Annotated in this window: 20 protein-coding genes; 5 read left to right on the top strand and 15 right to left on the bottom strand. The window is 73.4% G+C overall.

Annotated features, from left to right (window positions below):
* Positions 1 to 9: 9 nt before the first annotated feature.
* Positions 10 to 363 (bottom strand): VOC family protein, encoded by a 354-nt coding sequence (locus ACIQOE_RS11720; protein ID WP_351315847.1) that lies wholly within the window; start codon positions 361 to 363, stop codon positions 10 to 12.
* Between the two features lie 148 nt (positions 364 to 511).
* On the opposite strand from ACIQOE_RS11720, the gene ACIQOE_RS11715 reads away from it, so the two are divergent.
* Positions 512 to 1651, top strand: coding sequence for a GDSL-type esterase/lipase family protein (locus ACIQOE_RS11715; RefSeq protein ID WP_365561257.1), 1140 nt, complete (start codon positions 512 to 514; stop codon positions 1649 to 1651).
* A 164-nt stretch (positions 1652 to 1815) separates the two neighbouring features.
* The gene (locus tag ACIQOE_RS11710; RefSeq protein WP_401411126.1) at positions 1816 to 4281 is read left to right on the top strand and encodes an endonuclease/exonuclease/phosphatase family protein; all 2466 of its coding nucleotides are present in this window, start codon (positions 1816 to 1818) and stop codon (positions 4279 to 4281) included.
* A gap of 73 nt (positions 4282 to 4354) precedes the next feature.
* On the opposite strand, the gene ACIQOE_RS11705 is transcribed toward ACIQOE_RS11710, so the two are convergent.
* The 10 genes from ACIQOE_RS11705 to ACIQOE_RS11660 form a co-directional block, all read right to left on the bottom strand.
* Positions 4355 to 4870, bottom strand: coding sequence for a flavin reductase family protein (locus ACIQOE_RS11705; protein WP_351315839.1), 516 nt, complete (start codon positions 4868 to 4870; stop codon positions 4355 to 4357).
* A gap of 58 nt (positions 4871 to 4928) precedes the next feature.
* The gene (locus ACIQOE_RS11700) at positions 4929 to 5717 is read right to left on the bottom strand and encodes an alpha/beta hydrolase (protein ID WP_401411124.1); all 789 of its coding nucleotides are present in this window, start codon (positions 5715 to 5717) and stop codon (positions 4929 to 4931) included.
* 1 nt (position 5718) lies between these two features.
* Positions 5719 to 7050, bottom strand: a complete 1332-nt coding sequence (locus ACIQOE_RS11695) for an LLM class flavin-dependent oxidoreductase (RefSeq protein WP_401411122.1) — start codon at positions 7048 to 7050, stop codon at positions 5719 to 5721.
* Between the two features lie 36 nt (positions 7051 to 7086).
* Entirely contained in the window at positions 7087 to 7914 is an 828-nt protein-coding gene (locus ACIQOE_RS11690) for an ABC transporter ATP-binding protein (protein ID WP_401411120.1), read from the bottom strand.
* Positions 7911 to 8780 carry an ABC transporter ATP-binding protein gene (locus ACIQOE_RS11685; protein ID WP_401411118.1) on the bottom strand — a complete coding sequence of 290 codons (870 nt, stop codon included), beginning with the start codon at positions 8778 to 8780 and terminating at the stop codon, positions 7911 to 7913. The genes ACIQOE_RS11690 and ACIQOE_RS11685 overlap by 4 nt, the downstream gene beginning before the upstream one ends.
* A complete protein-coding gene (locus ACIQOE_RS11680) occupies positions 8777 to 9685 on the bottom strand; it encodes an ABC transporter permease (protein WP_365561273.1) in 909 nt (302 codons plus the stop codon). The genes ACIQOE_RS11685 and ACIQOE_RS11680 overlap by 4 nt, the downstream gene beginning before the upstream one ends.
* A gap of 2 nt (positions 9686 to 9687) precedes the next feature.
* Positions 9688 to 10716, bottom strand: coding sequence for an ABC transporter permease (locus ACIQOE_RS11675; RefSeq protein WP_365577184.1), 1029 nt, complete (start codon positions 10714 to 10716; stop codon positions 9688 to 9690).
* A gap of 42 nt (positions 10717 to 10758) precedes the next feature.
* Positions 10759 to 12315 (bottom strand): ABC transporter substrate-binding protein, encoded by a 1557-nt coding sequence (locus tag ACIQOE_RS11670; RefSeq protein ID WP_401411115.1) that lies wholly within the window; start codon positions 12313 to 12315, stop codon positions 10759 to 10761.
* A gap of 507 nt (positions 12316 to 12822) precedes the next feature.
* Positions 12823 to 13728 carry a DsbA family protein gene (locus ACIQOE_RS11665; RefSeq protein ID WP_401411113.1) on the bottom strand — a complete coding sequence of 302 codons (906 nt, stop codon included), beginning with the start codon at positions 13726 to 13728 and terminating at the stop codon, positions 12823 to 12825.
* Complete coding sequence (locus ACIQOE_RS11660; RefSeq protein ID WP_351315812.1) at positions 13725 to 14159, bottom strand: Rrf2 family transcriptional regulator; 435 nt, start codon at positions 14157 to 14159, stop codon at positions 13725 to 13727. The genes ACIQOE_RS11665 and ACIQOE_RS11660 overlap by 4 nt, the downstream gene beginning before the upstream one ends.
* Before the next feature lie 138 nt (positions 14160 to 14297).
* Here ACIQOE_RS11660 and ACIQOE_RS11655 point away from each other — a divergent pair, with 138 nt between their 5' ends.
* On the top strand, positions 14298 to 14789 hold the full coding sequence (locus tag ACIQOE_RS11655) for a cupin domain-containing protein (protein WP_401411110.1): 492 nt from the start codon (positions 14298 to 14300) through the stop codon (positions 14787 to 14789).
* Here the strand turns inward: ACIQOE_RS11655 and ACIQOE_RS11650 are convergent.
* Positions 14761 to 15615 (bottom strand): hypothetical protein, encoded by an 855-nt coding sequence (locus ACIQOE_RS11650; RefSeq protein WP_401411108.1) that lies wholly within the window; start codon positions 15613 to 15615, stop codon positions 14761 to 14763. The genes ACIQOE_RS11655 and ACIQOE_RS11650 overlap by 29 nt on opposite strands.
* A gap of 91 nt (positions 15616 to 15706) precedes the next feature.
* The gene (locus ACIQOE_RS11645; protein ID WP_351315803.1) at positions 15707 to 16177 is read right to left on the bottom strand and encodes a helix-turn-helix domain-containing protein; all 471 of its coding nucleotides are present in this window, start codon (positions 16175 to 16177) and stop codon (positions 15707 to 15709) included.
* Between the two features lie 92 nt (positions 16178 to 16269).
* Here ACIQOE_RS11645 and ACIQOE_RS11640 point away from each other — a divergent pair, with 92 nt between their 5' ends.
* Positions 16270 to 16767, top strand: coding sequence for a PaaI family thioesterase (locus ACIQOE_RS11640; RefSeq protein ID WP_351940478.1), 498 nt, complete (start codon positions 16270 to 16272; stop codon positions 16765 to 16767).
* A 108-nt stretch (positions 16768 to 16875) separates the two neighbouring features.
* On the opposite strand, the gene ACIQOE_RS11635 is transcribed toward ACIQOE_RS11640, so the two are convergent.
* Entirely contained in the window at positions 16876 to 18333 is a 1458-nt protein-coding gene (locus tag ACIQOE_RS11635; RefSeq protein ID WP_401411105.1) for an MFS transporter, read from the bottom strand.
* 96 nt (positions 18334 to 18429) lie between these two features.
* Here ACIQOE_RS11635 and ACIQOE_RS11630 point away from each other — a divergent pair, with 96 nt between their 5' ends.
* Complete coding sequence (locus ACIQOE_RS11630) at positions 18430 to 18951, top strand: helix-turn-helix domain-containing protein (protein WP_363018978.1); 522 nt, start codon at positions 18430 to 18432, stop codon at positions 18949 to 18951.
* Between the two features lie 33 nt (positions 18952 to 18984).
* Here the strand turns inward: ACIQOE_RS11630 and eno are convergent, their stop codons facing one another.
* The gene (eno, locus tag ACIQOE_RS11625) at positions 18985 to 20268 is read right to left on the bottom strand and encodes a phosphopyruvate hydratase (RefSeq protein ID WP_401411102.1); all 1284 of its coding nucleotides are present in this window, start codon (positions 20266 to 20268) and stop codon (positions 18985 to 18987) included.
* Between the last annotated feature and the right edge of the window lie 67 nt (positions 20269 to 20335).

The following is a 20335-nucleotide window of genomic DNA, read 5'->3' as shown; positions in this document are numbered from 1 at the left end:
CGGGCACGCTCAGGCGGGCTGCCACAGTTCGATCCGGTTGCCCTCGGGGTCGGTGACCCAGCCGAACCGGCCCACCCCGTCCATGTCCTGCGTCTCCCCGGCCACGTCCGCCCCGGCCGCGCGCAGCTGGGCGAGCATGGCGTCCAGGTCGCGGACCCGGAAGTTCAGCATGGTCTGCTGGGCGGGGGACCCGAAGTAGTCGGTGCCGGACTCGAAGGCGGCGAAGACCGTGGGCCCGGCCTCCTGCCGCCACAGACCGTGGCCGTCGACGTCCAGGCCGAGGCAGTCGCGGTACCACGCGGTGAGGGCCGCCGGGTCCGCGGCCCGCAGGAAGTGTCCGCCGATTCCAAGTACGCGTTCCATGGCGACATCCTGCCAGGACGGCGGCCGGGCGGACCGGAACGGGCATGATCGTCATGTCCTGGAGCCGTCCGGCGGCCGGTCCGCGAGCACGGGCCGGGATCCGGGGAAGAAGCACCCTTCCAGGCCACGTCCCAAGGAGATCCGCCCCGTGCGTTCCATCCTCCCCCTCGCGCTCGACTGCGTCGTCGGAGCACTGGAGAAGACCCCCGGTCCCGCCGGGTTCGCCCTGCACCGCGCGCCCGCCGCCGGCCGCGCCCAACTGGCGGACACCGCCTACGAGATCGTCAGCACCATGCCCTCCGGGGTACGGCTGGAGATGCTCACGGACGCCACCGGGATCGAGGTGGACGCCCAGCTCACCCAGGTGGTGATGGCCGGGTCCGAGCCGCCCGACGTGGTCTTCGACCTGGTCGTCGACGGCGAACTGCGGCCTCCCGTCACCACCTCCCACCGCACCCTCATCCGGGTCGACCCCGACACCATGGCCCAGGACGAGCACCCGGCCCCGCCGGCCACCGTACGGTTCCCGATCGGCGCCGTGCCCCGCGAGCGCCGGGTGGAGATCTGGCTGTCCAACTCCCGGGCGACCACGCTCGTCGACGTACGGGTCCCGTCCGGGGCGTCGGTGCGTCCGGCCCCGGCGAGCGGCCCGGTGTGGGTGCACCACGGCAGCTCGATCAGCCAGTGCTCGGAGGCGGACCGCCCGACCGGCACCTGGCCGGCCCTCGTCGCCCGGCGCGCGGGCCGCTCCCTGGTCAACCTCGGCCTCGGCGGCGAGTGCCACCTCGACCCCTTCATGGCCCGGACCATCCGTGACCTGCCCGCCGACGCCATCAGCCTCGAACTGGGCATCAACGTCGTGGCCGGCGACACCCTGCGGGAGCGCACCTTCGTGCCGGCCTTCCACGGCTTCCTCGACACCGTCCGCGACGGCCACCCGGACACCCCGGTCCTCGTCATCAGCCCCATCGTCTGCCCGGCCGTCGAGAACCGGCCGGGACCCACCCTGCCCGGCGCCGACGGCACGGTCCGCGCCCCAAACCGCCCGGCCGAACTGGCCGCGGGCGCGCTGACACTGACCCGGGTGCGGGAGCTGCTGGCCGAACACGTCACCCGCAGACGCAAGGCGGGCGACCACCGCCTGCATCTCCTCGACGGCACCACCCTCTTCGGGACCGGCGACCTCGCCGACCTGCCCGACGGCCTGCACCCGAACGCGGCCGGCTACGCCCGCATGGCCGAACGCCTCCTGCCCCGCGCGTTCGGCCCGCACGGCGTCCTGCGGTAGCGCCAGGACCCGCCCGCCGAGAGCGCGAGTGGATGCGCAGATTTAACCGCGGATACCTTGTGACGCCATTTCTACGCGCGTAACCTCAGCCGGTCGCATGGATCCCACCGGCCGACGGCACGTCATGTGCCGCCAATCGGGCGGACGTTGAAGGAGTCATCCTCGTGCAGATTCACAGACCCAGCGCATCGCGGGTAGCCGGCGCCGCGTTCGTGGCCGCGGCGGCCACGGCGGCCGTCGTCGTGGCGCCCCTGCCCGCCGCGTTCGCCACCCCGTCGGCGAACGCGGTCATCTCGGAGGCGTACGGCGGCGGAGGCAACTCCGGGGCGACGCTCACCAACGACTTCGTGGAGCTGGCCAACCGCTCCACGGCCGCCTACTCCCTGGACGGCTACAGCGTCCAGTACCTCCCGGCCTCCGCCTCCGCGGGTTCGCCCTGGCAGGTCACCCCGCTCACCGGCGCGCTGCCCGCCGGCGGCACCTACCTGGTCGGCGAGGGCGCGGGCGCCGGCGGCACGACCGCGCTGCCGGCCGCCGACGCGACCGGCTCCATCGCGATGTCGGCCACCGCGGGCACCGTGGCCCTGGTCAAGGGCACCACCGCACTGACCTGCAAGACGGCCGCCGACTGCACCGGTGACGCCGACGTCGTGGACCTCCTCGGCTACGGCACCGCCGTCGTCCGCGAGGGCGGCGCCGCCCCGGCGACGAGCAACACCACCTCCGTGTCCCGGGCCGCCTCGCTCGCCGACACCGACGACAACGCGGCGGACTTCACGGCCGGTACGCCCACCCCGGTCAACAGCGCGGGCGACACCGCGAACGGCGGCAGCGGCCCCGGCCCCGGCGGCCCGACCGAGCCCGGCGCCTTCCGCATCCACGACATCCAGGGCCGCACCCGCCTCTCGCCCCTCAAGGGCCAGAGCGTCGCGGGCGTCCCCGGCATCGTCACCGCCGTGCGCACCACCGGCAGCAAGGGCTACTGGATCCAGGACCCCGCCCCGGACGCCGACCCCGCCACCAGCGAGGGCCTGTTCGTCTACACCGGGTCCGCCGCGCCCACCGTCTCGGTCGGCGACTCGGTCCTGGTCAGCGGCAAGGTCACGGAGTACTACCCGTCCTCCGCCGCCCAGTCGGTCACCGAACTGGGCAGCCCGGTCTCCACCACCCTCTCCACCGGCAACGCCCTGCCGGCCCCGGTCGCGCTCGACGCCTCCACGATCCCGGCCGCGTACACCCCCACGGCCGGCGGCGGCAGCATCGAGGGCCTCACCCTCCAGCCGTCCGTGTACTCCCAGGACTTCTACGAGTCCATCGAGGGCATGCGCGCCTCGGTCACCGACGCCCGCGTGGTCGGCGCGACGAACAGCTACGGCGAGATGTTCGTGACCGCCAAGCCGCACGAGAACCCCACCAGGCGCGGCGGCACCCTCTACGGCGGCTACGACCAGCAGAACACCGGCCGTATCGAGATCGTCTCGGCCGACGGAACGACCCCCGTCCTCAACGTCGGTGACCAACTGGCCGGCACCACCACCGGCCCGGTCGACTACTCCGACTTCGGCGGCTACCTGCTCGCGCCCTCCGCCGCCACCACCGGCACCGCCGTCGACAAGGGCCTCAAGCAGGAGGTGACGCGCAAGCAGTCCCGCGACGAACTGGCGCTCGCCACCTACAACGTGGAGAACCTCGACCCGACCGACGGCGACGACAAGTTCGCCCGGCTCGCCAAGGGCGTCGTCAAGAACCTCTCCTCGCCCGACATCGTGACCCTGGAGGAGATCCAGGACGACAACGGCGCCACCGACGACGGCACCGTCTCCGCCGAGGCGACCCTGAAGAAGTTCACCGCGGCGATCGCCGCGGCCGGCGGCCCCCGGTACTCCTGGCGCTACGTCAACCCGGTCGACGACAAGGACGGCGGCGAGCCCGGCGGCAACATCCGCCAGGTGTTCCTGTTCAACGCCAAGCGGGTCTCCTTCGTGGACCGGGCCGCCGCGGGCGACCCCTCCACGACCGCCGTCTCCGTGGTCAAGGACCGCAAGGGCCAGGCCCACCTGTCCGCCTCCCCGGGCCGCATCGACCCGGCGAGCGCCGCCTGGACGGACAGCCGCAAGCCGCTCGTCGGCGAGTTCGTGTTCCAGGGGCAGACGGTCTTCGTCATCGCCAACCACTTCATCTCCAAGGGCGGCGACGACCCGGTCCACGGCCGCTACCAGGAGCCGACCCGCTCCTCGGAGACCCAGCGCGGGCTCCAGGCCGAGGAGGAGAACGCGTTCGTGAAGTCGCTGCTCGCCGCCGACCCCCGGGCCCGGATCGTGGCCGCCGGCGACCTGAACGACTTCGAGTTCTCCGACGCCGTCAAGACCCTCACCGGCAACGGCCACGACCTGACCGACCTGATCGACACCCTCCCGAGGTCCGAGCGGTACAGCTACGTCTACGACGGCAACAGCCAGACCCTGGACCACATCCTGACCAGCCCCTCCCTCACCCGCCTCGACTACGACGTGGTGCACATCAACGCCGAGTTCGCCGACCAGGCGAGCGACCACGACCCGCAGGTCGTCCGGATCGACGTCAGGCACTGCGGCGGGACGTCCCACCGGCCCGGCCCGCACCGCGGCTGACGACGGCGCACCTCGCCCCGGCGGCGGCCGGCTCCGTGCCGGCCGCCGCCGCCCGTTGCGGCCGGGTCCGTGCTCACGCCAGCGGATGCGCCGACGCGAAGCCGCCGTTGTGGTGGACGAGGGCCGGAGCGTCCGCGGCCACCGCGCCCGAGTCGATCTCGCCGACGACCAGCAGGTGGTCGCCGACGGTCTGCCGGAGCACGGTACGGGCCGACAGCCAGCCGGTGACACCGTCGAGGACCGGCAGGCCGTCCGGCTGCGCCCGCCAGCGCACGCCGTCGAACCGGTCGATGCCGCTGCGCGCGAACCGGGCCGCGAGAGCGGCGTTCGCGGTGCCGAGGACATGGACGGCGAAGCGTTCCGCGCGGCGCGCGGCCGGGGTGCTGGACGCTTCGAGGCCGATGCAGAACGACACCAGGGCCGGCCGCAGCGAGACGGAGGTGAAGGAGGTGGCGGTGAAGCCGACGGGCCCGGGGAAGGTGATCACCGTGACGCCGGCGGCGTGCCGGCGCAGGGTGTCGCGGAGGAGGTCCGCGCCGTCGGGGACGGTGGCCGAGGGCGACGGACCTCGGCGGATCGGGACGGTCATGCCCTGTCCTTTCGGTGGGTGAGGAAGTGGTGCGGGCCGTGGCCCGCGGCGCCGGGCCTCACCAGGCGCTCGACGCCACCGCGACCGCCGGCACGAGCCCGGTGCGCAGGGCCTCCAGGAAGGTCACGACCTCGGCCGCGACCGAGCGGTGCTGGAGGTCGTTGAGGACGTCGTGGTGCGCGTCGCGGACCACCGCGAGCCGGGCGCGGGACAGGGACTTCGCGGTGCGGGCCAGCGCGTCGCGGTCGGCGAGCGGGTCCGCGTCGCCGACCAGCAGCAGGGCGGGGACCGCGAGATCCGCGTGGTGGGCCGCGTCCAGCAGCGCGCCGGGCACCGGGACGCCGAGCGCGCCGGGCCGGGCCTGCGGGTCGCTGCCGAGGACACCGCGGTGGGTCGGGCAGGAGGTGCGGACGTCGAGTTCGTCGTCCCAGGTACCGGCTCGGCCGCCGGTGCCCGCGACGGCTCCGCCGGCACCCGGCAGCCCCGCCAGGACGACCGCCTGCGGCCGTACGGCGGCCGCGGAGCCGCCGAGACCGAGCAGCGCCGCGACGGCCGCGGCACCCGAGTCGGCGCCCACCAGCACCACCGGGCCGGTCACCTCCTCCCCGGCGGCGGCCGTGCCCGCGACGGCTTCGGCGAGCCGGTCGCCGAACCGGGCCAGCGAACCGTGCAGGTCCGCGGCGTCGATCCGCGGGCCGTCCACGACCCGGACGCGGTAGGCGTCGGCGGCGAGCCGCCTGCCGAACCGGCCGTAGACGGCGCGGCTCTCGCCCCGGCCCGGCACCACGACGACGGTGCCGCGGGTGAGCAGGCCCTCGGGGGCGTGGTGGTCGGTGTACTCGCTCATCTCAGGCTCCGGCTCGTACGGTGTGGCGGTTGGCGGGGACCGGGAGGCCGAGGTTGCCGCGCAGGGTGTCGGCCTCGTACTCGGTGCGGAACAGCCCGCGCTTCTGGAGGATCGGGACGACGCCGTCCACGAAGAGTTCGAGATCCTCGTCGGTGCGGAAGGCCAGGTTGATGCCGTCGAAGGTGCCGGCGTCGAACCACTCCTCGATGGTGTCGGCCACCGTCCGCGGCGCTCCCACGAACGGCGACCGACGGAACTCGCCGACCAGCTCGGCGACCTGACGCAGGGTGAGGTTCTCCGATCTGGCCCGTTCGATGAGCCTGGCCGCTCCGGTGCGGCCGCCCTTCTCGGCGAGGTGCGCGACGTCCGGGAACGGCCCGTCCAGGTCGTGCACGCTGAAGTCGTAGGCGCCGAACGAGCGGCCCAGCAGCGCGAGGTTGCGTTCGAAGTCGTTGTCCTCCTCGAAGATCTCCCGTTCGCGGAGCCGGGCCGCCTCGTCGGTGCGGCCGACGACCGGACCGCCGTGGATGAAGATCTTGATGTGCTCGGGGTCGCGGCCGTAGGACGCGGTGCGCTTCTTGATGTCGGCGTAGTAGTCCCGCGCCTGCTGCAGCGAGCCGCCCGGCGCGTAGATGCCCTCGGCGACCCGTGCGGCCAGGTCCCGGCCCTCCTCGGAGACCCCGGCCTGGAAGATCACCGGCTGGCCCTGCGGCGAGCGGGACAGGTTGAGCGGGCCCGCGATCCTGAAGTGCTCGCCCTCGTGGTTGAGTTCGTGCAGCTTCGCGGAGTCGAGGAAGACGCCCCGCGTCACGTCCGCGGGGAACGCGTCGTCCTCGTAGGAGTCCCACAGACCGCGGGCGACCTGCACGAACTCCAGTGCGCGGCCGTAGCGGGCGGTGTAGTCGAGGTGCTCGTCCAGCCCGAAGTTCCGTGAGGTGCCGGTGTCGAAGCTGGTCACCACGTTCCAGCCGGCCCGGCCACCGCTGATGTGGTCGAGGGAGGCGAACCGGCGGGCCAGGTTGAACGGCGAGTTGTACGTCGAACTCGCCGTGCCCACCAGGCCGATGTGCCGGGTGTGGGTGGCGACGGCCGACAACAGGGTCAGCGGTTCGAGGCGGTTGAGGTAGTGCGCGGGGTAGGTGGCGTTGATGAACTGGCTGTCGACGATGAACAGGGCGTCGAACAGGGCGTGTTCGGCGGCCTGCGCCTGCGCTATGTAGTAGTTGATGTCGATGCTGGCGTTCTTCGCGACCCGCGGGTCCTTCCAGAGCCCGTGCTGGCCGGGGCCTCCGACGCCGTAGGGGTGCAGGGCGAGGTGGATCGTGCGTGCCATCGGTGAATCCGTTCTGTGCGGCGGGAGTCGGGTAGTTCAGGCGTGCAGCAGGGCGCGCAGGGCCTCGCGTTCGGCCCGGTCCGCCGGGGCCGAACGCAGGGTGGGCGCGGAGCTGACGAGCAGCCGGGTGTACGCGTGCTCCGGGGCGGTGATCACGTCCCGGGCGGTGCCGGTCTCGACCAGCTCGCCGCGGTAGAGCACCGCGATCCGGTCGGCGACCCCGGCGACCGAGCCGAGGTCGTGCGAGATGAAGACCAGGGCCGTGCCCGCGTCGCGGAGTTCCTTGAGGATCTCCAGGATCTGCACCCGGTTGGCGGAGTCCAGGGCGCTGACCGGTTCGTCGAGGATGACCAGCTTCGGTTCGGTGACCAGGGCCCGGGCGACCGCGATCCGCTGCCGCTGGCCGCCCGACAGTTCCCCGGGCAGCCGGCCGAGCAGGTCCTCGGAGAGCCGGACGCGGTCCAGGAACGCACGGGCCCGGCCCGCCGCCTCCGCGCGCGGCACTCCCCGCACGAGCAGCGGCTCGATCAGCGACTCCCCGACGGTCAGGTCCGGGTCCAGGCTGCGCAGCGGGTCCTGGAAGACGTACTGGACCACACCGCGCCGGCGCAGGCTCCGCCACTGCCGTCTGCCGTACCGGCCGACGTCCTCGCCGCCGATCACGATCCGGCCCGCCGAGGCGGCCGCCAGGCCGAGCACGGCGCGGGCGAACGTCGACTTGCCCGAACCGGTCTCGCCGATCACGCCGACGGTCTCGCCGGGCGCCACGCTCAGCGAGACGTCGTGCAGGACCCGGCGGCGCCGGCGCCGTACGCCGTAGTGCACGTCCAGGCCGGTGACGTCGAGTACGGGAGCGGTGGTCACGGTGCCTCCAGCGGCGCGCGGAACTTCTCCAGGCCGTAGCTCTCGTGCTCGGCGACGAGGAGCCGGGTGTACGCGTGCCGCGGGTGGTGCAGCACCTCGGCGGCCGGGCCGTGCTCCACCACCTCGCCGTCGCGCATCACGAGGACCTCGTCGCAGAGCTGGGCGACGACGGCCAGGTCGTGGGAGACGACGACCAGCGCCAGGCCGGTGCGCTCGCGCAACTCGGCGAGCAGGTCGAGGATCTCCGCCTGGACGGTGACGTCGAGCGCGGTCGTGGCCTCGTCGGCGACGAGGACGTCCGGGCCTGCGGCGACGGCGGCCGCGATCAGGACCCGCTGGAGCATGCCGCCGGACAGCTCGAACGGGTACTGGCCGTGGACCAGTTCGGGGTCGCGCAGCCGTACCGCGTGCAGCAGCTCGATCGCGCGCTGCCGGGCCGCGCGCCGCTTGAGGCCCTGCTTGACCCGGACCACCTCGGCGATCTGCGCACCCACCCGGATCGACGGGTTGAGGTAGGAGGCGGGGTCCTGGAACACGGCGCTGATCGTGGCGCCCCGCAGCTTCGTCCACTGCCGGGGTGTCAGCGTGGCGATGTCCGTGCCGGCGATCTCGACGGAGCCGCCGGTCACCTCGAAGTGCGGGGGCAGGATGCCCAGTACGGCCCGGCAGGTGAGGGTCTTGCCGCTGCCGGACTCGCCGACGATGCCGACGGTCCGGCCCGGGGTGAGCGTGAAGCTCACGCCGTGCACGATCTCCCGGTCGCCGGTCAGGTCGCTGATCCGGACGTCCCGGACGGCGAGCACGGGAGCCGCGGTGGCGGCGGCGCGGGCGGGCGCCGTGGCGGAGGTCTGGGACAGGGTGGTCATGACGCACCTCCGGCGGTGGCGGACTCGGACCGGCCGCGCCCGCGCCGCCCGTCGGGGCGGCCTGAGCGGGCCGTGCGGTGGCCGGCGAAGGCCCGGCCGGCCTCGCCGGAGACGTCGCGGATCGCGTCGGCGAGCTGGTTCCCGGCCCACACCGTGACCATGATCAGCAGGGCGGGGACGACCGGTGCCCACGGCTGGTAGTCGAGATAGCCGAGGTCGGAGGCGAGCAGGCCGCCCCAGGTGGGTGCGGGCGGCTGGACGCCGATGCCGAGGAACGTCAGGCTCGACACGATGACGAAGCCGGTGCCGACGGTCTGGGCGAGCGCGACCGCGACCGGCGGCAGCACCTTGGCCCAGACGTGCCGCCGGACGATCCAGCCGGTGGAGGCACCGGAGACGATCGCCGCCTCCACGTACGGCGAGCGGGCCACGGACAGCGTGGCGGCCCGGCCGACCCGGTAGAAGAGCGGGGAGACCAGCACCCCCGTGACGAGCATCGCCTGGCCGATCCCGTTGCCGAGCAGCGCGATCACCGCGACGGCGAACAGCAGGAAGGGAAGGGCGACCAGCGTGTCGGCCAGCCGCAGGGTCAGCCACTCGAAGGCCCGCCCGAGGTACACCGACAGGATGCCGGGCACCGCGCCGACGACCAGGGCCACCAGGGCGACTTCGAGGGCGCCGAGCACGCTGACGCGGGAGCCGTCGAGCAGCCTGCTGAACACGTCACGGCCCAGGTAGTCGGTGCCGAGCCAGTGTGCTCCCGAGGCCGGCGCGAGCGTGTCGGTGCTGGTGGCCAGCGGGTCGTACGGGGCGAGAAGGGGGCCGAGGACCGCGAGGAGCGCGACCACCGCCAGGATGCCGAGGGCGATCCGGCCCGAGGTGAGGGAGAGGACGCGGCGCACCATGCTCAGACCCCCCGCTGCGATGCGGGCGTCACACGCGCCAGCACCAGGTTGACGATCAGGTTGAAGAGGACGACGAGGACGATCGAGACCACCAGCACGCCCTGCACGGCCGGTACGTCACCGGCCTGCGCGGAGTCGTTGGCGAAGCGGCCGAAGCCCTGGAGGCCGAAGATCCACTCGGTCACCACGGACGCGCCGACCAGGGCCGGGAACTTCAGTCCCAGGGTGGCGAGGGCCGGACCGATGCCGTTGCGCAGCACGTGGGTGAGGAAGATCCGCCGTGGGCCGAGCCCGCGCACCACCGCACCCGTCACGTAGTTCTCGCGGTAGGCGGCGACGAGACCGCCGCGGAGCTGGCGGGCGACGTCGGCGACGACGTCGAGGCTCAGCGCCACCGCCGGCAGCGTGATGTGCGCGAGCCACGGCCCGGCCCCCTGCGCCGCCGGGACGTATCCGGCGGCGGGCAGGACATGGAGTCCGACGGCGAACACCGCGACGAGCACGATGCCGACCACGAACGCCGGCATCACCGAGATCACCGTGACGAATCCGGTGATCGCCCGGTCCACCCAGGTGGTGCGCCGCAGCGCCGCCGTCGTGCCGAGGACGAAGCCCAGGAGCACGCCGATGACCAGGGCGAGCGTCGCGATGGAGAGGCTGACGGTCAGACCCAGCCCGATCAGGGTGGAGATGTCGGCGCCGTTGGTCCAGCTGGTGCCGAGCTGTCCGTGCAGGACCCCGGTGAACCAGTCCCAGTACTGGACCAGGAAGGGCCGGTCCAGCCCCCACTGGGACTCCACCCGGTGCACGGCCTCGGGGGTCGCCTCCTCGCCGAGCTGGATCCGCGCCGGGCTGAGTCCGCTCAGCGACCGGAGCGCGAAGGTCACGAAGGTCGCGACCACGAAGACGGGCACGACGAGCGCGACCGACCGGGCGAGCACGGCCAGGACCCGGGCCGGCGTGTGCCGTGCCCTGGCCGCGGCGGCCCCGCGACGGCGGGCCGGTCCGGCCGATACCGCGGTCGACGTCATGAGGTTTGCCCCCTCTCTGCTGGTGGGACGGGTGGACGGAGGTCAGCTGGCGCCCGAGACGGTCACGCCGGTCCAGTCGATATGGGCCGGGTTCCTCGGCAGGCCGGAGACGGCCTTGCTCTTGGCGATGAGGTTGGGCGCGGAGTAGGTGAAGACCAGCGCCTTGCTCCGCAGCCCGGCGCGGGTGGCCGCCTGGAGCACCTTGGTGTAGTCGGGCGAGTCCAGCGGGGTCTCGCGGACCTTGGCGACAGCGGCTTCGAAGCCGGCCGGCTCGTAGGGCGTGCTCAGGTTCAGCGGGCCGTCGGGGCCGAAGTGCGCGGTGAGGGTCTGCAGGGCGGAGTCCCGGCCGGTGGTCCCGTACAGCGAGAACGTCAGGTCCTTCGCGAAGAACGGTGTCGCCCAGTTCTTGTCGATCGTGATGCGGACGGTGATCCCGACCGCGGCCAGCTGCGACTGGACCAGCTCCGCCTGGGGGTCCTCGGCGGGAATGACCAGGTCGAGCTTGACGGAGCCCGGCTTGTGGCCCGCCTCGGCGAGCAGCTTCCTGGACTTCGCCGGGTCGTAGGGGTACAGGTTCGCCGACTTCGGGTCGTAGGCGACGTAGCCCTTCGGGAACGGCTGGTCGGTCACCGAGCCGTAGCCGAACGTCAGCTTGTCCACGAACTCCTGACGGTTGATCGCGTACCGGACGGCGTCCACGACCCGGTCGTCGTCGAACGGCGCCTTGTTGACGTTGAGGCTGATGTTGTTGGCGTTGAAGCCCGGCTGGGAGAAGACGTCCAGGCCGGCCTTCTTGGCGGCGGCCGCCTGGCTCGGCGCGAGGTCGGCGAAGTTGTAGACGCCGGTGCGCAGACCGGAGACGACCGTGGAGGCGTCGGGCGCCGAGGTCAGTTCGACGGTGTCGATGTGGATGTTCTTCGCGTCCCAGTAGTCGGGGTTCTTCCGCAGCACCGCCTTGGTGCCCGGGACCAGCTGGGTGACGACGAACGGTCCCGCGCCGACCGGGGCGCGGTCCAGCTCGGCCGGGTTCGCCGCCGCCTTGGGGCTGGCGATCTGCAGCACCCGCTCTCCGAGCAACTGCGGTATCTGGTAGTCGACCTGGGTGAGGTCCAGGACCGCGTCCAGGCCCTTGGCGGTGACCGATCTGATCGAGGTCAGATCACCGAAGAGCGCCGAGTTCTTCTGCTTCTGCGCCCGTTCGACGGCCGCCTTGACCGCCGCGCCGTCGACCGGTTCGCCGTCGCTGAACTTCAGGCCGGGCCGCAGGTGGAAAGTGATCCGGTCGCCCTTCTTGTTGTACTCCCAGCTCCTGGCGAGATCGGGCACGGCCTTGCCGGTCTCGTCGGTGCGGGTCAACGACGCGTAGGTGAGAGCGAGTTCGCGGAACTGGGCGCCGCTGCCGCTGACCACCGGGTCCCAGTGGGCGGGGAAGTAGGAGGAGGTCCACCTGAGCGTGGCGCCGCCGCCGGCGGCGGCGGTCCCGGAGCCGCAGCCCGTGAGCGCGGGGGCGAGCAGGGCGACGAGGGCGCCGGCGACGGCTGCGGTGCGCGGGCCGGACCGGCCGGGGCCGCGGCGGTGGGCGGTGTGATGTGCGGGCATCTCGTTCTTCCTGTGGGCGGCCCGGTCGGGGTCGGGCGGAGGAAACGGGGCGGAGGGCAGGCCGGGCAGCCGTCAGGACCGTCGACCGGGACCGGACGGGCATGCCGGGGAGAGCGCCGGCGCACGCTGGGGCGTGTGGCGCTCAGGGCAGGGGGAGTGGGCGGCCGTGCGGGGACGGGCCGGAGGGCGACGGGGAACGCGGCCGTGCGCAACGGCGGGACGCGATCGGGCCGGACGGAGGGCGGCCGGGGCCGCGCCGGGCGGGCGCGGAGGTCAGGCGGCCGCGGGCCGGAGGCTGCGGACGGCCGGAGGCCGGGGACGGCGGAAGGTCAGCGACAGAGTGCGCTGCAGGTGCGCCGCAGGTCCACGTAGCGGCACACCACACCGGGGTGCGTCGTGAGCATGCTGCACATCCTGGGGTCAGCCGCGATCGGCTGTCAATGGACACCAATTGGTGTCTCATTCGGCGGGACGGCCCGCGCCGCCGCTCCGGCGGCGTCCCGGCGGTCAGCCGGCGGCGGCCGGACGCCCTGACGCCTCGTCAGGATGCAGCCACACGGGGCCGTTTCCCGTCTGCACCCGGACGGCGTGCGGCGGCGGCCACGCGCCCTCGGCCAGCAGCAGCCGCTCCGGTTCCGTCATGCTCCCGAAACGTTCCAGCGCCCGCGCCGCGGGCAGCGGCGCCGGGACCCCGAGCAGTCCGGGCCCCAACTCGTTAACGGCGGCCGCGTACTCCTCGAAGGGCCGCCAGCCGGGCACCGCACGATGCCCTCCGGACGCCCGCACCAGCAGGGTCGGCAGGGCGTACCGGTGTCCGCCGTCGGCGGTCTCCTTGGCCGCGCCCGGATGCGGCGAGCCGCCCGAGACCGCGCGCACGTCGGGGACCGGGCGGCGCGCCTCGGCGTGGTCCGCGCGCACCCGTTCGAGGACCGCGCCGGACCCGGCGTCGGCGGTCAGCCGCGCCAGGTCCAGACCCGGTGTGCCGCGGACGGCGGCCAGCGCCAGCGCCGCGGTGTCCGCCGGTTCGCCGAGCACGAAGACGCTCTCCCGCAGCCGCCGCAGCGCCCGCCCGGCGACCTCCTCGCCCTGGAGTTCGGCGGCCTTGGCGACCAGCGAGGCGGGCCAGGAACTGGCCGGCATCCGGCTCAGCCGCACCGCCCGCGGCGCCCCGGTGTGCGCGCAGACCCCCTCGACGTAGCGCGCGTACCAGGCGGTCTCCGCGGCCGGGTCCGGCGGCGGGTCGTCGTCCGTGTCGAAGAGGATCGCGTACGCCCGCCGCCAGCGGACCCGGCCGGCCAGCGCCGTCCGCAGCCTGCGGAAGACCGGCTCCGAGCCCCAGGCCCAGGGACAGAGCGGGTCGGTGTACTCCACCACCTCCACGGACGGCGGCCCGCCGGCCGCCGCAGCGGTCACGCGGCGCCCGTCCGCACCGGCCCTCCGGCCGTCTCCCCGGCCAGCAGCGACCGCAGGGTCACCCCGCCGAGCACGGCCGCCGCCCCCGTCTCCACCGCACGCCACACCCCGGGCAGCCCGGCGGCGGCGCCGGGGTAGTCGAGCCCGGACAGCGGCTCGCCGCGCAGGGTGATCAGCTCGCCGTCGACGGCCCGCGTGACGTCCAGCAGGGTGATCTCGTCGGCGGGTCTGCCCAGCCAGTAACCGCCCTCGCAGCCGCGCTGGCTGCGCACCAGGCCCGCCCGGCGCAGCTCACCCACCACGGACTTCAGGAACCGGAACGGAATCTCCTGCGAGGAGGCGATCGCCTCGCAGGTCAGCGGACGAGCGGGCTCACGGGCTAGCTCCAGCAGCGCCCGTATGCCGTAGTCCGCCTTCGCGGAGATATGCATGCGCACATCATGCCCGAGGAGCCCGTCCCGCGAGCCGCGCGCGGCCGTCCGCTCGGACTGTTGCGGGAACATTGCCGCAGGTGAAGCACAATGGACACCTCTTGACATCCTTTTCGCGGGCGCCCTAGCGTCCACGGCATGAGCGAGCCGCTGACGACCCCCGGTGAAGGCTTCCACCCGCACCTCCACAAGAGTCCGGACCACCCGAAGGCGCCGCTGAGCACCCGCCTGCACCACGTCCGCGCCGACTCCCTGGACGGCGACACCGCGCAGTCCGGCGGCATGCGCAGGTTCGCGGCCGTCAGCGGGAAGACGGTCGGTTCCGAGAAGCTGTGGATGGGCCAGACCCACGTGGCGCCCGCCACCGCGTCCTCCGACCACCACCACGGCGAGTCCGAGACCGCGATCTACGTGGTCGGCGGACACCCGGAGTTCGTCTTCCTGGACGACTCCGGACCGGAGCCGCAGGAGGTACGGCTGCGCACCTCGCCCGGCGACTACATCTTCGTCCCGCCGTTCGTGCCGCACCGGGAGGAGAACCCGGATCCCGACGAGGAGGCGGTGGTCGTCATCGCGCGCAGCACCCAGGAGGCGATCGTGGTCAACCTGCCCGGCCTGTACGCCTTGTAGGTCCCGCCGCCAGGAAGGCGTGGAGGGAGTCGGTCATGCGGCCGACGAACGCGTCGCGGACGCGGTCGCCGACCAGGTCGAGGGAGAGGTAGGGGTTGAGGTCCTCCAGCTCGACGAGGAGCAGGGCGCCCTCCCGGGTCCGGCAGGCGTCCACCCGCTGGATGCCGTGGTCGAGGGTGTTCCAGTCGATGAACCGCCGGGCGAAGGCGAGATCGGCCGCGGTGGGCTCGTAGGGCTCCAGGATCCAGCGGCGGTCTGGGTCCGGAGCGTACAGCGCGTACTGGAAGGTGTCGTCGACGTAGTAGAAGGACACCTCGTGGCGGAAGTCGATGCGCGGCTGCACCAGGATGTCGCCGTAGGCGAGGTCAGCCAACTGGTCGCGGCTGACGAAGGTCAGGCCTATGGAGTCCGCACCGGTCCGGGGCTTGACCGCGTACTGCTCGCTCTCGGGCAGGCGGTCGAGGCGGTCGGGCCGGTCGACGGTCGGTATGACCGGGTGCCCGGCCTCGGTCAGGTCCAGCAGGTAGCCCTTGCCCGCCATGTCGGCCCGGCCGTGCAGCGGGTTGTAGACGCGGGTGCCGCACGCGGCGGCCCGGTCGCGGAAGGCGTCGTAGGCCTCCTGGTAGTGGAGCACCGGGCCGCTGTTGCGGACCACGACGGCGTCGAAGCGGTCCATCAGGGCCATGGTGTCGCGCGGATGGCACAGCGCGATGTCGAAGTCCGCGCGGAGCCGGGCGGTCAGGAACACGTCCTCGTCGCCGTACCGGCGCCCGCGTGCCGGATAGGCGAGGTCGGTCACGTACAGCAGGCTCGGGCGGGCGGGCATGGGCGCATCTCCTGGGCGGACGGTCACACACGGGCCCGCCGATGGTGACACGCCCCGGCGCCGCGCCTGGCCGCACCCCCGGGCCGGTGTCCTACGACCGCGGGCGGGCGCCCGGTCCCGGGCGGGCCGTGACCTCGTCGGGGGCGAGGGCGGTGTGCTCCGCGGAACACTGGACGACGACGCGGACCGGCGCCTGGCAGCCGGTGTGGCGGATGTCCAGCGGCGGACTCTCCCCGGGGCCGAGCGTGTAGGTCTCGCCCCACTGGCCGAGCGCGACGAGGACGGGCCACAGGTCCCAGCCCTTGCGGGTCAGCCGGTACTCGTTGCGGGCGCGGCTGCCGGGCTCCCGGTAGGGCACGGTCCGCAGGACGCCGGCCGCGACCAGCTTGCGGAGCCGGTCGCTGAGGACCGCCTCCGACAGGCCGATGTGGCGGTGGAAGTCGTCGAAGCGGCGGACCCCGTTCGCGGCGTCACGCAGGATCAGCAGCGTCCATTTCTCTCCGACCACGTCGAGCGTGCGCTGGACGGGGCAGTTCTCCGTGCTCGCCTCTAGCCACTCCATGACGCCATGGTAGGGGCCTGGCTTCGTCATTGACAGTCAGCCGGAAGGGAAGCTAGCTTCGTTCGAAAAAGTCAGCTGAGAGGACCGGCGCCGTGGGACGGACACGTACGTATCAGTGGGACGACCCCGCGGTCCTGGCGGACGCCGCCGGACGCATGGCCGGCATCGACTTCCTGCGCGAGCTGCGGGCGGGCGGGCTGCCCAGGCCGCCGGTCAACCACACCGTCGACTTCGCCCTGGACGAGGTGGAGCCGGGACGGGCGGTCTTCTCGCTGACGCCGGGCGAGGAGCACTACAACCCGATCGGCAGCGTGCACGGCGGCATCTTCGCCGTCCTGCTGGACTCGGCCGCCGGATGCGCCGTGCAGTCCACGCTCCCGCAGGGCATGGCCTACACCTCGCTCGACCTGACCGTGAAGTTCCTGCGCCGCATCACCGTGGAGACCGGCACGGTCCGCGCCATCGGCACGGTGATCAGCAAGGGCCGTCAGACCGCCCTCGCGCAGGCGCAGTTGGTCGACGCGACGGACCGGCTGCTCGCCCACGCCACCAGCAGCTGCATGCTCTTCCCGGTGCCGCCCGCGCGCTGAGCCGCCGGCCGGACCGGCCCCGGCCCGCCGTTCCACGGCGTGCCCGGACACGCCCGTGCCCCCGGAGCAGCACGCTCCGGGGGCACGCGACATCTTGTTCCGCCGGTCTCAGCGGCCGGGTGCCTCCGCGGGCGCGCCGCGGCGGCCCGGCGCCCACAGCAGCGCCCCGGACGCCAGGCCGAGCGCGGCGAGCAGCCACCAGACCCGGTGGAAGGAGTCGACGGCGGTGGCCGCGGTGGGGGTGCCGAGGACGGCGACGAAGAGGCTGATGCCGAGGACCGCGCCGAGCTGGCGCAGGCTCGCGTTGATCGCCGAGCCGAGCGCGAACCGGCCCGGCGGCAGCGCCTGCACGGCGGCTCCGGACTGGACCGGCAGCGTGAGGCCGACGCCGAGTCCGGTGAGCAGCGCCGCGGGCAGCCAGTGGGTGGTCCAGTGCGGGGTGGCGCCGGCGAACACCGCGGTGAGGGTGAGACCGGCCGCCCAGAAGAGCGCGCCGCAGGTCAGCACCCGGCGGGCCCCGTAGGTGTGCGAGAGGCGGCTGGCGGTGCGGGCCACGGCGGTGACCACCAGCGGGCTCGGCGCGGTGGCGAGGGCGGCGCGCAGCACCGAGTAGTGCCACACCGTCTGCAGGAAGATGATGTTGCTCAGCAGCATGCCGAAGAAGGCCGCCGCGAACAGCAGGGTCGCCGCGTTGACCAGCCGGAACTGCCGTACCCGGAAGAGCGCGAAGTCCATCACGGGCCGCGCGGCGGCGCGGTCGCGCAGGACGAAGGCCGAAAGCAGCAGCGCCGCCAGCACGAACGCGCCGATCACCCGCGGGTCGGACCAGCCCCACTTCGGTCCCTCGATGATGCCGAGGCTCAGCGCGGCGGGCGTCGCGGCGATCAGCAGCACGCCGAGCGGGTCGGGCAGGCCGTGGGCGTCCGGGTCGCGGGCCTCGCGCAGCAGCCGCACGCCGAAGAAGGTGATCACCGCGCAGATCGGCACGTTGACCAGGAAGATCCAGCGCCAGGAGGCGTACTGGGTGAGCAGCGCGCCCAGGGTCGGGCCGAGCGCGGCGGCCGCGGCGGCCATGGAGCCCCAGGTGCCGATCGCCACCGGCCGCCGGGACGGCGGGAACTCCGGGAGGATCAGGGACAGCGAGGTCGGGGTGACCAGGGCGGCGAACGCCGCCTGCAGGGCCCGTCCCGCGATGAGCGTGCCGGTGCCCGGCGCCAGGCCGCACAGGGCGCTCGTCACCGCGAAGCCGGCGATCCCGATGAGGAAGACGCGCTTGCGCCCGTAGCGGTCGGCGAGCCGTCCTGCCGGGATGAGGACGGCGGCGAAGACCAGGCTGTAGGCGTTGAGCACCCACGCCAGACGGCCCGCCGAGGCGTGGAAGCTGCGCCCGATGGTCTCGAAGGCGACGTTGACGATGGTGGTGTCCAGGAACACCACGAACGCGCCGAGGCTGCTGAGCACCAGCACCCGGAGCGCGTGCCTGCGGGCGGCCGCGTCCTGGACCGGCTCCGTGGCCGTCGGCGGTCCGGCGGGCGCGGAGGTGGCGGCCCCCTCGGGTACGGACATGTCGTCCTCACAGTGAGTTTGATTTTCCTACCTACTGATCGCGACGCTATCCCGAGTGGGTCGTGAAACACAACTGACCGGAGGTACCGTGGGCCCATGGACGTACAGCCACAGCAGGCCGGGGAGTCGGGGACGGAGGGCGCCGGGACGGCCGTCAAGCCGCTGCCCTCGGTGATGGCGGGCGCGCCGGTGGGGGTGCGGCCCTGCTCGATCGCCGCCGCGCTGCAGGTCGTCGGCGAGCGCTGGTCGCTGCTCGCGCTGCGCGAGATGGCGTACGGCGTGCACCGGTTCGCGAAGATCGCCGGCTTCACCGGCGCCCCGCGTGACATCCTCGCCGACCGGCTGCGCAAGCTCGAAGCGGCGGGCGTGATCGAGCGGCGCCCGTACAGCGAGCACCCGCCCCGCCACGAGTACCACCTGACGCAGGCGGGACGGGAGCTGTTCCCCGTCCTGGTCGGCCTGCTGCAGTGGGGCGACCGGTGGGCGGTGGACACCCCGGCCGTCGCCTTCCGGCACGAGTGCGGCCACCCGCTGCGGATGGAGTCCGGGTGCGGGCACTGCGAGGGTGAGATCACCCCGCAGTCCCTGTCCCTGATGCCGGGATTCCCGCGCCCCTGACCCCGGCGTGCCCGCGCCCGGCCCCGCGCCGGGTCAGCGGCGCAGCCCCAGGGCCTCCCGTCCCGCGTAGCGGGCCTGCGCGCCCAGTTCCTCCTCGATCCGCACGAGCTGGTTGTACTTGGCGGTGCGGTCCGAGCGGGACAGCGAACCGGTCTTGATCTGGCCGCAGCCCGTGGCGACGGCGAGGTCGGCGATCGTGGTGTCCTCGGTCTCCCCGGAGCGGTGGGACATGACCACCGTGTACCCGGCGCGGTGGGCGGCGGCCACCGCGCCGAGGGTCTCGGTGAGGGTGCCGATCTGGTTGACCTTCACCAGGACGGAGTTGGCGATGCCGTCGCGGATCCCCGCGCGCAGCAGCGTCTCGTTGGTGCAGAAGACGTCGTCGCCGGTGAGCTGGCAGCGGTCGCCGAGCCGGGCGGTCAGGTCCCGCCAGCCGGCGTGGTCGTCCTCGGCCATCGGGTCCTCGATCGAGGCCACGGGGTAGCGGTCGACGAGGACGGCGAGGTGGTCGGCGTGCTCGGCGGGGGTGCGGCGGACGCCCTCGCCCCTGTAGTCGTAGACGCCGTCGTGGAAGAACTCCGAGCTGGCCGGGTCCATGACGAGCGTGATGTCGGTGCCGGGCTTGTAGCCGGACTGCTCGATGGCGCGGACCACGAACTCCAGGGCCTCCTCGGCGGTACGCAGGTCCGGGGCGAAGCCGCCCTCGTCGCCCACGTTCACGCTGTGGCCGGCGGCGAGCAGGCTGCCGCGCAGGGTGTGGAAGACCTCCGAGCCCATGCGGACCGCCTCGGCGAAGGTGGCCGCGCCGATGGGCGCGATCATGAACTCCTGGAAGTCCAGCGGATTGTCGGCGTGGGCGCCGCCGTTGACGATGTTCATCATCGGCACCGGCAGCAGCCGGGCGTCGACTCCGCCGACGTAGCGGTAGAGCGGCTGGCGGTGGGCGGCCGCGGCCGCCTTGGCGGTGGCCAGCGAGACGCCGAGCAGGGCGTTGGCACCGAGACGCGACTTGGTCTCGGTGCCGTCCAGGTCGATCATCGTGCGGTCGACGACCGCCTGGTCCTCGGCGTCGAGTCCGGTCACGGCGTCCGCGACGGCCTCGTTCACGGCGTCGACGGCGCGCCGGACCCCCTTGCCGTGGAAGCGGGCCGGGTCGCCGTCGCGCAGTTCGACCGCCTCGCGGGCGCCGGTGGAGGCGCCGGAGGGGACCGCGGCGCGGCCCAGTGAGCCGTCCTCGAGTTCCACGTCGACCTCGACGGTGGGGTTGCCCCGGCTGTCGATGATCTCGCGTGCGACGACCCGGCTGATGGCGGTCACGGTGCACTCCTCACGCTGGGCCCGTGCGCTGACGGGCAGTAAGTTCCATCTGGAAACAAAGTGAGTC

It is taken from the genome of Streptomyces sp. NPDC091282, assembly GCF_044757385.1.
Lineage (GTDB): Bacteria > Actinomycetota > Actinomycetes > Streptomycetales > Streptomycetaceae > Streptomyces > Streptomyces gramineus.
Note: the sequence above shows the minus strand (reverse complement) of the source record. Positions and strands in the feature narration are given on the sequence as shown.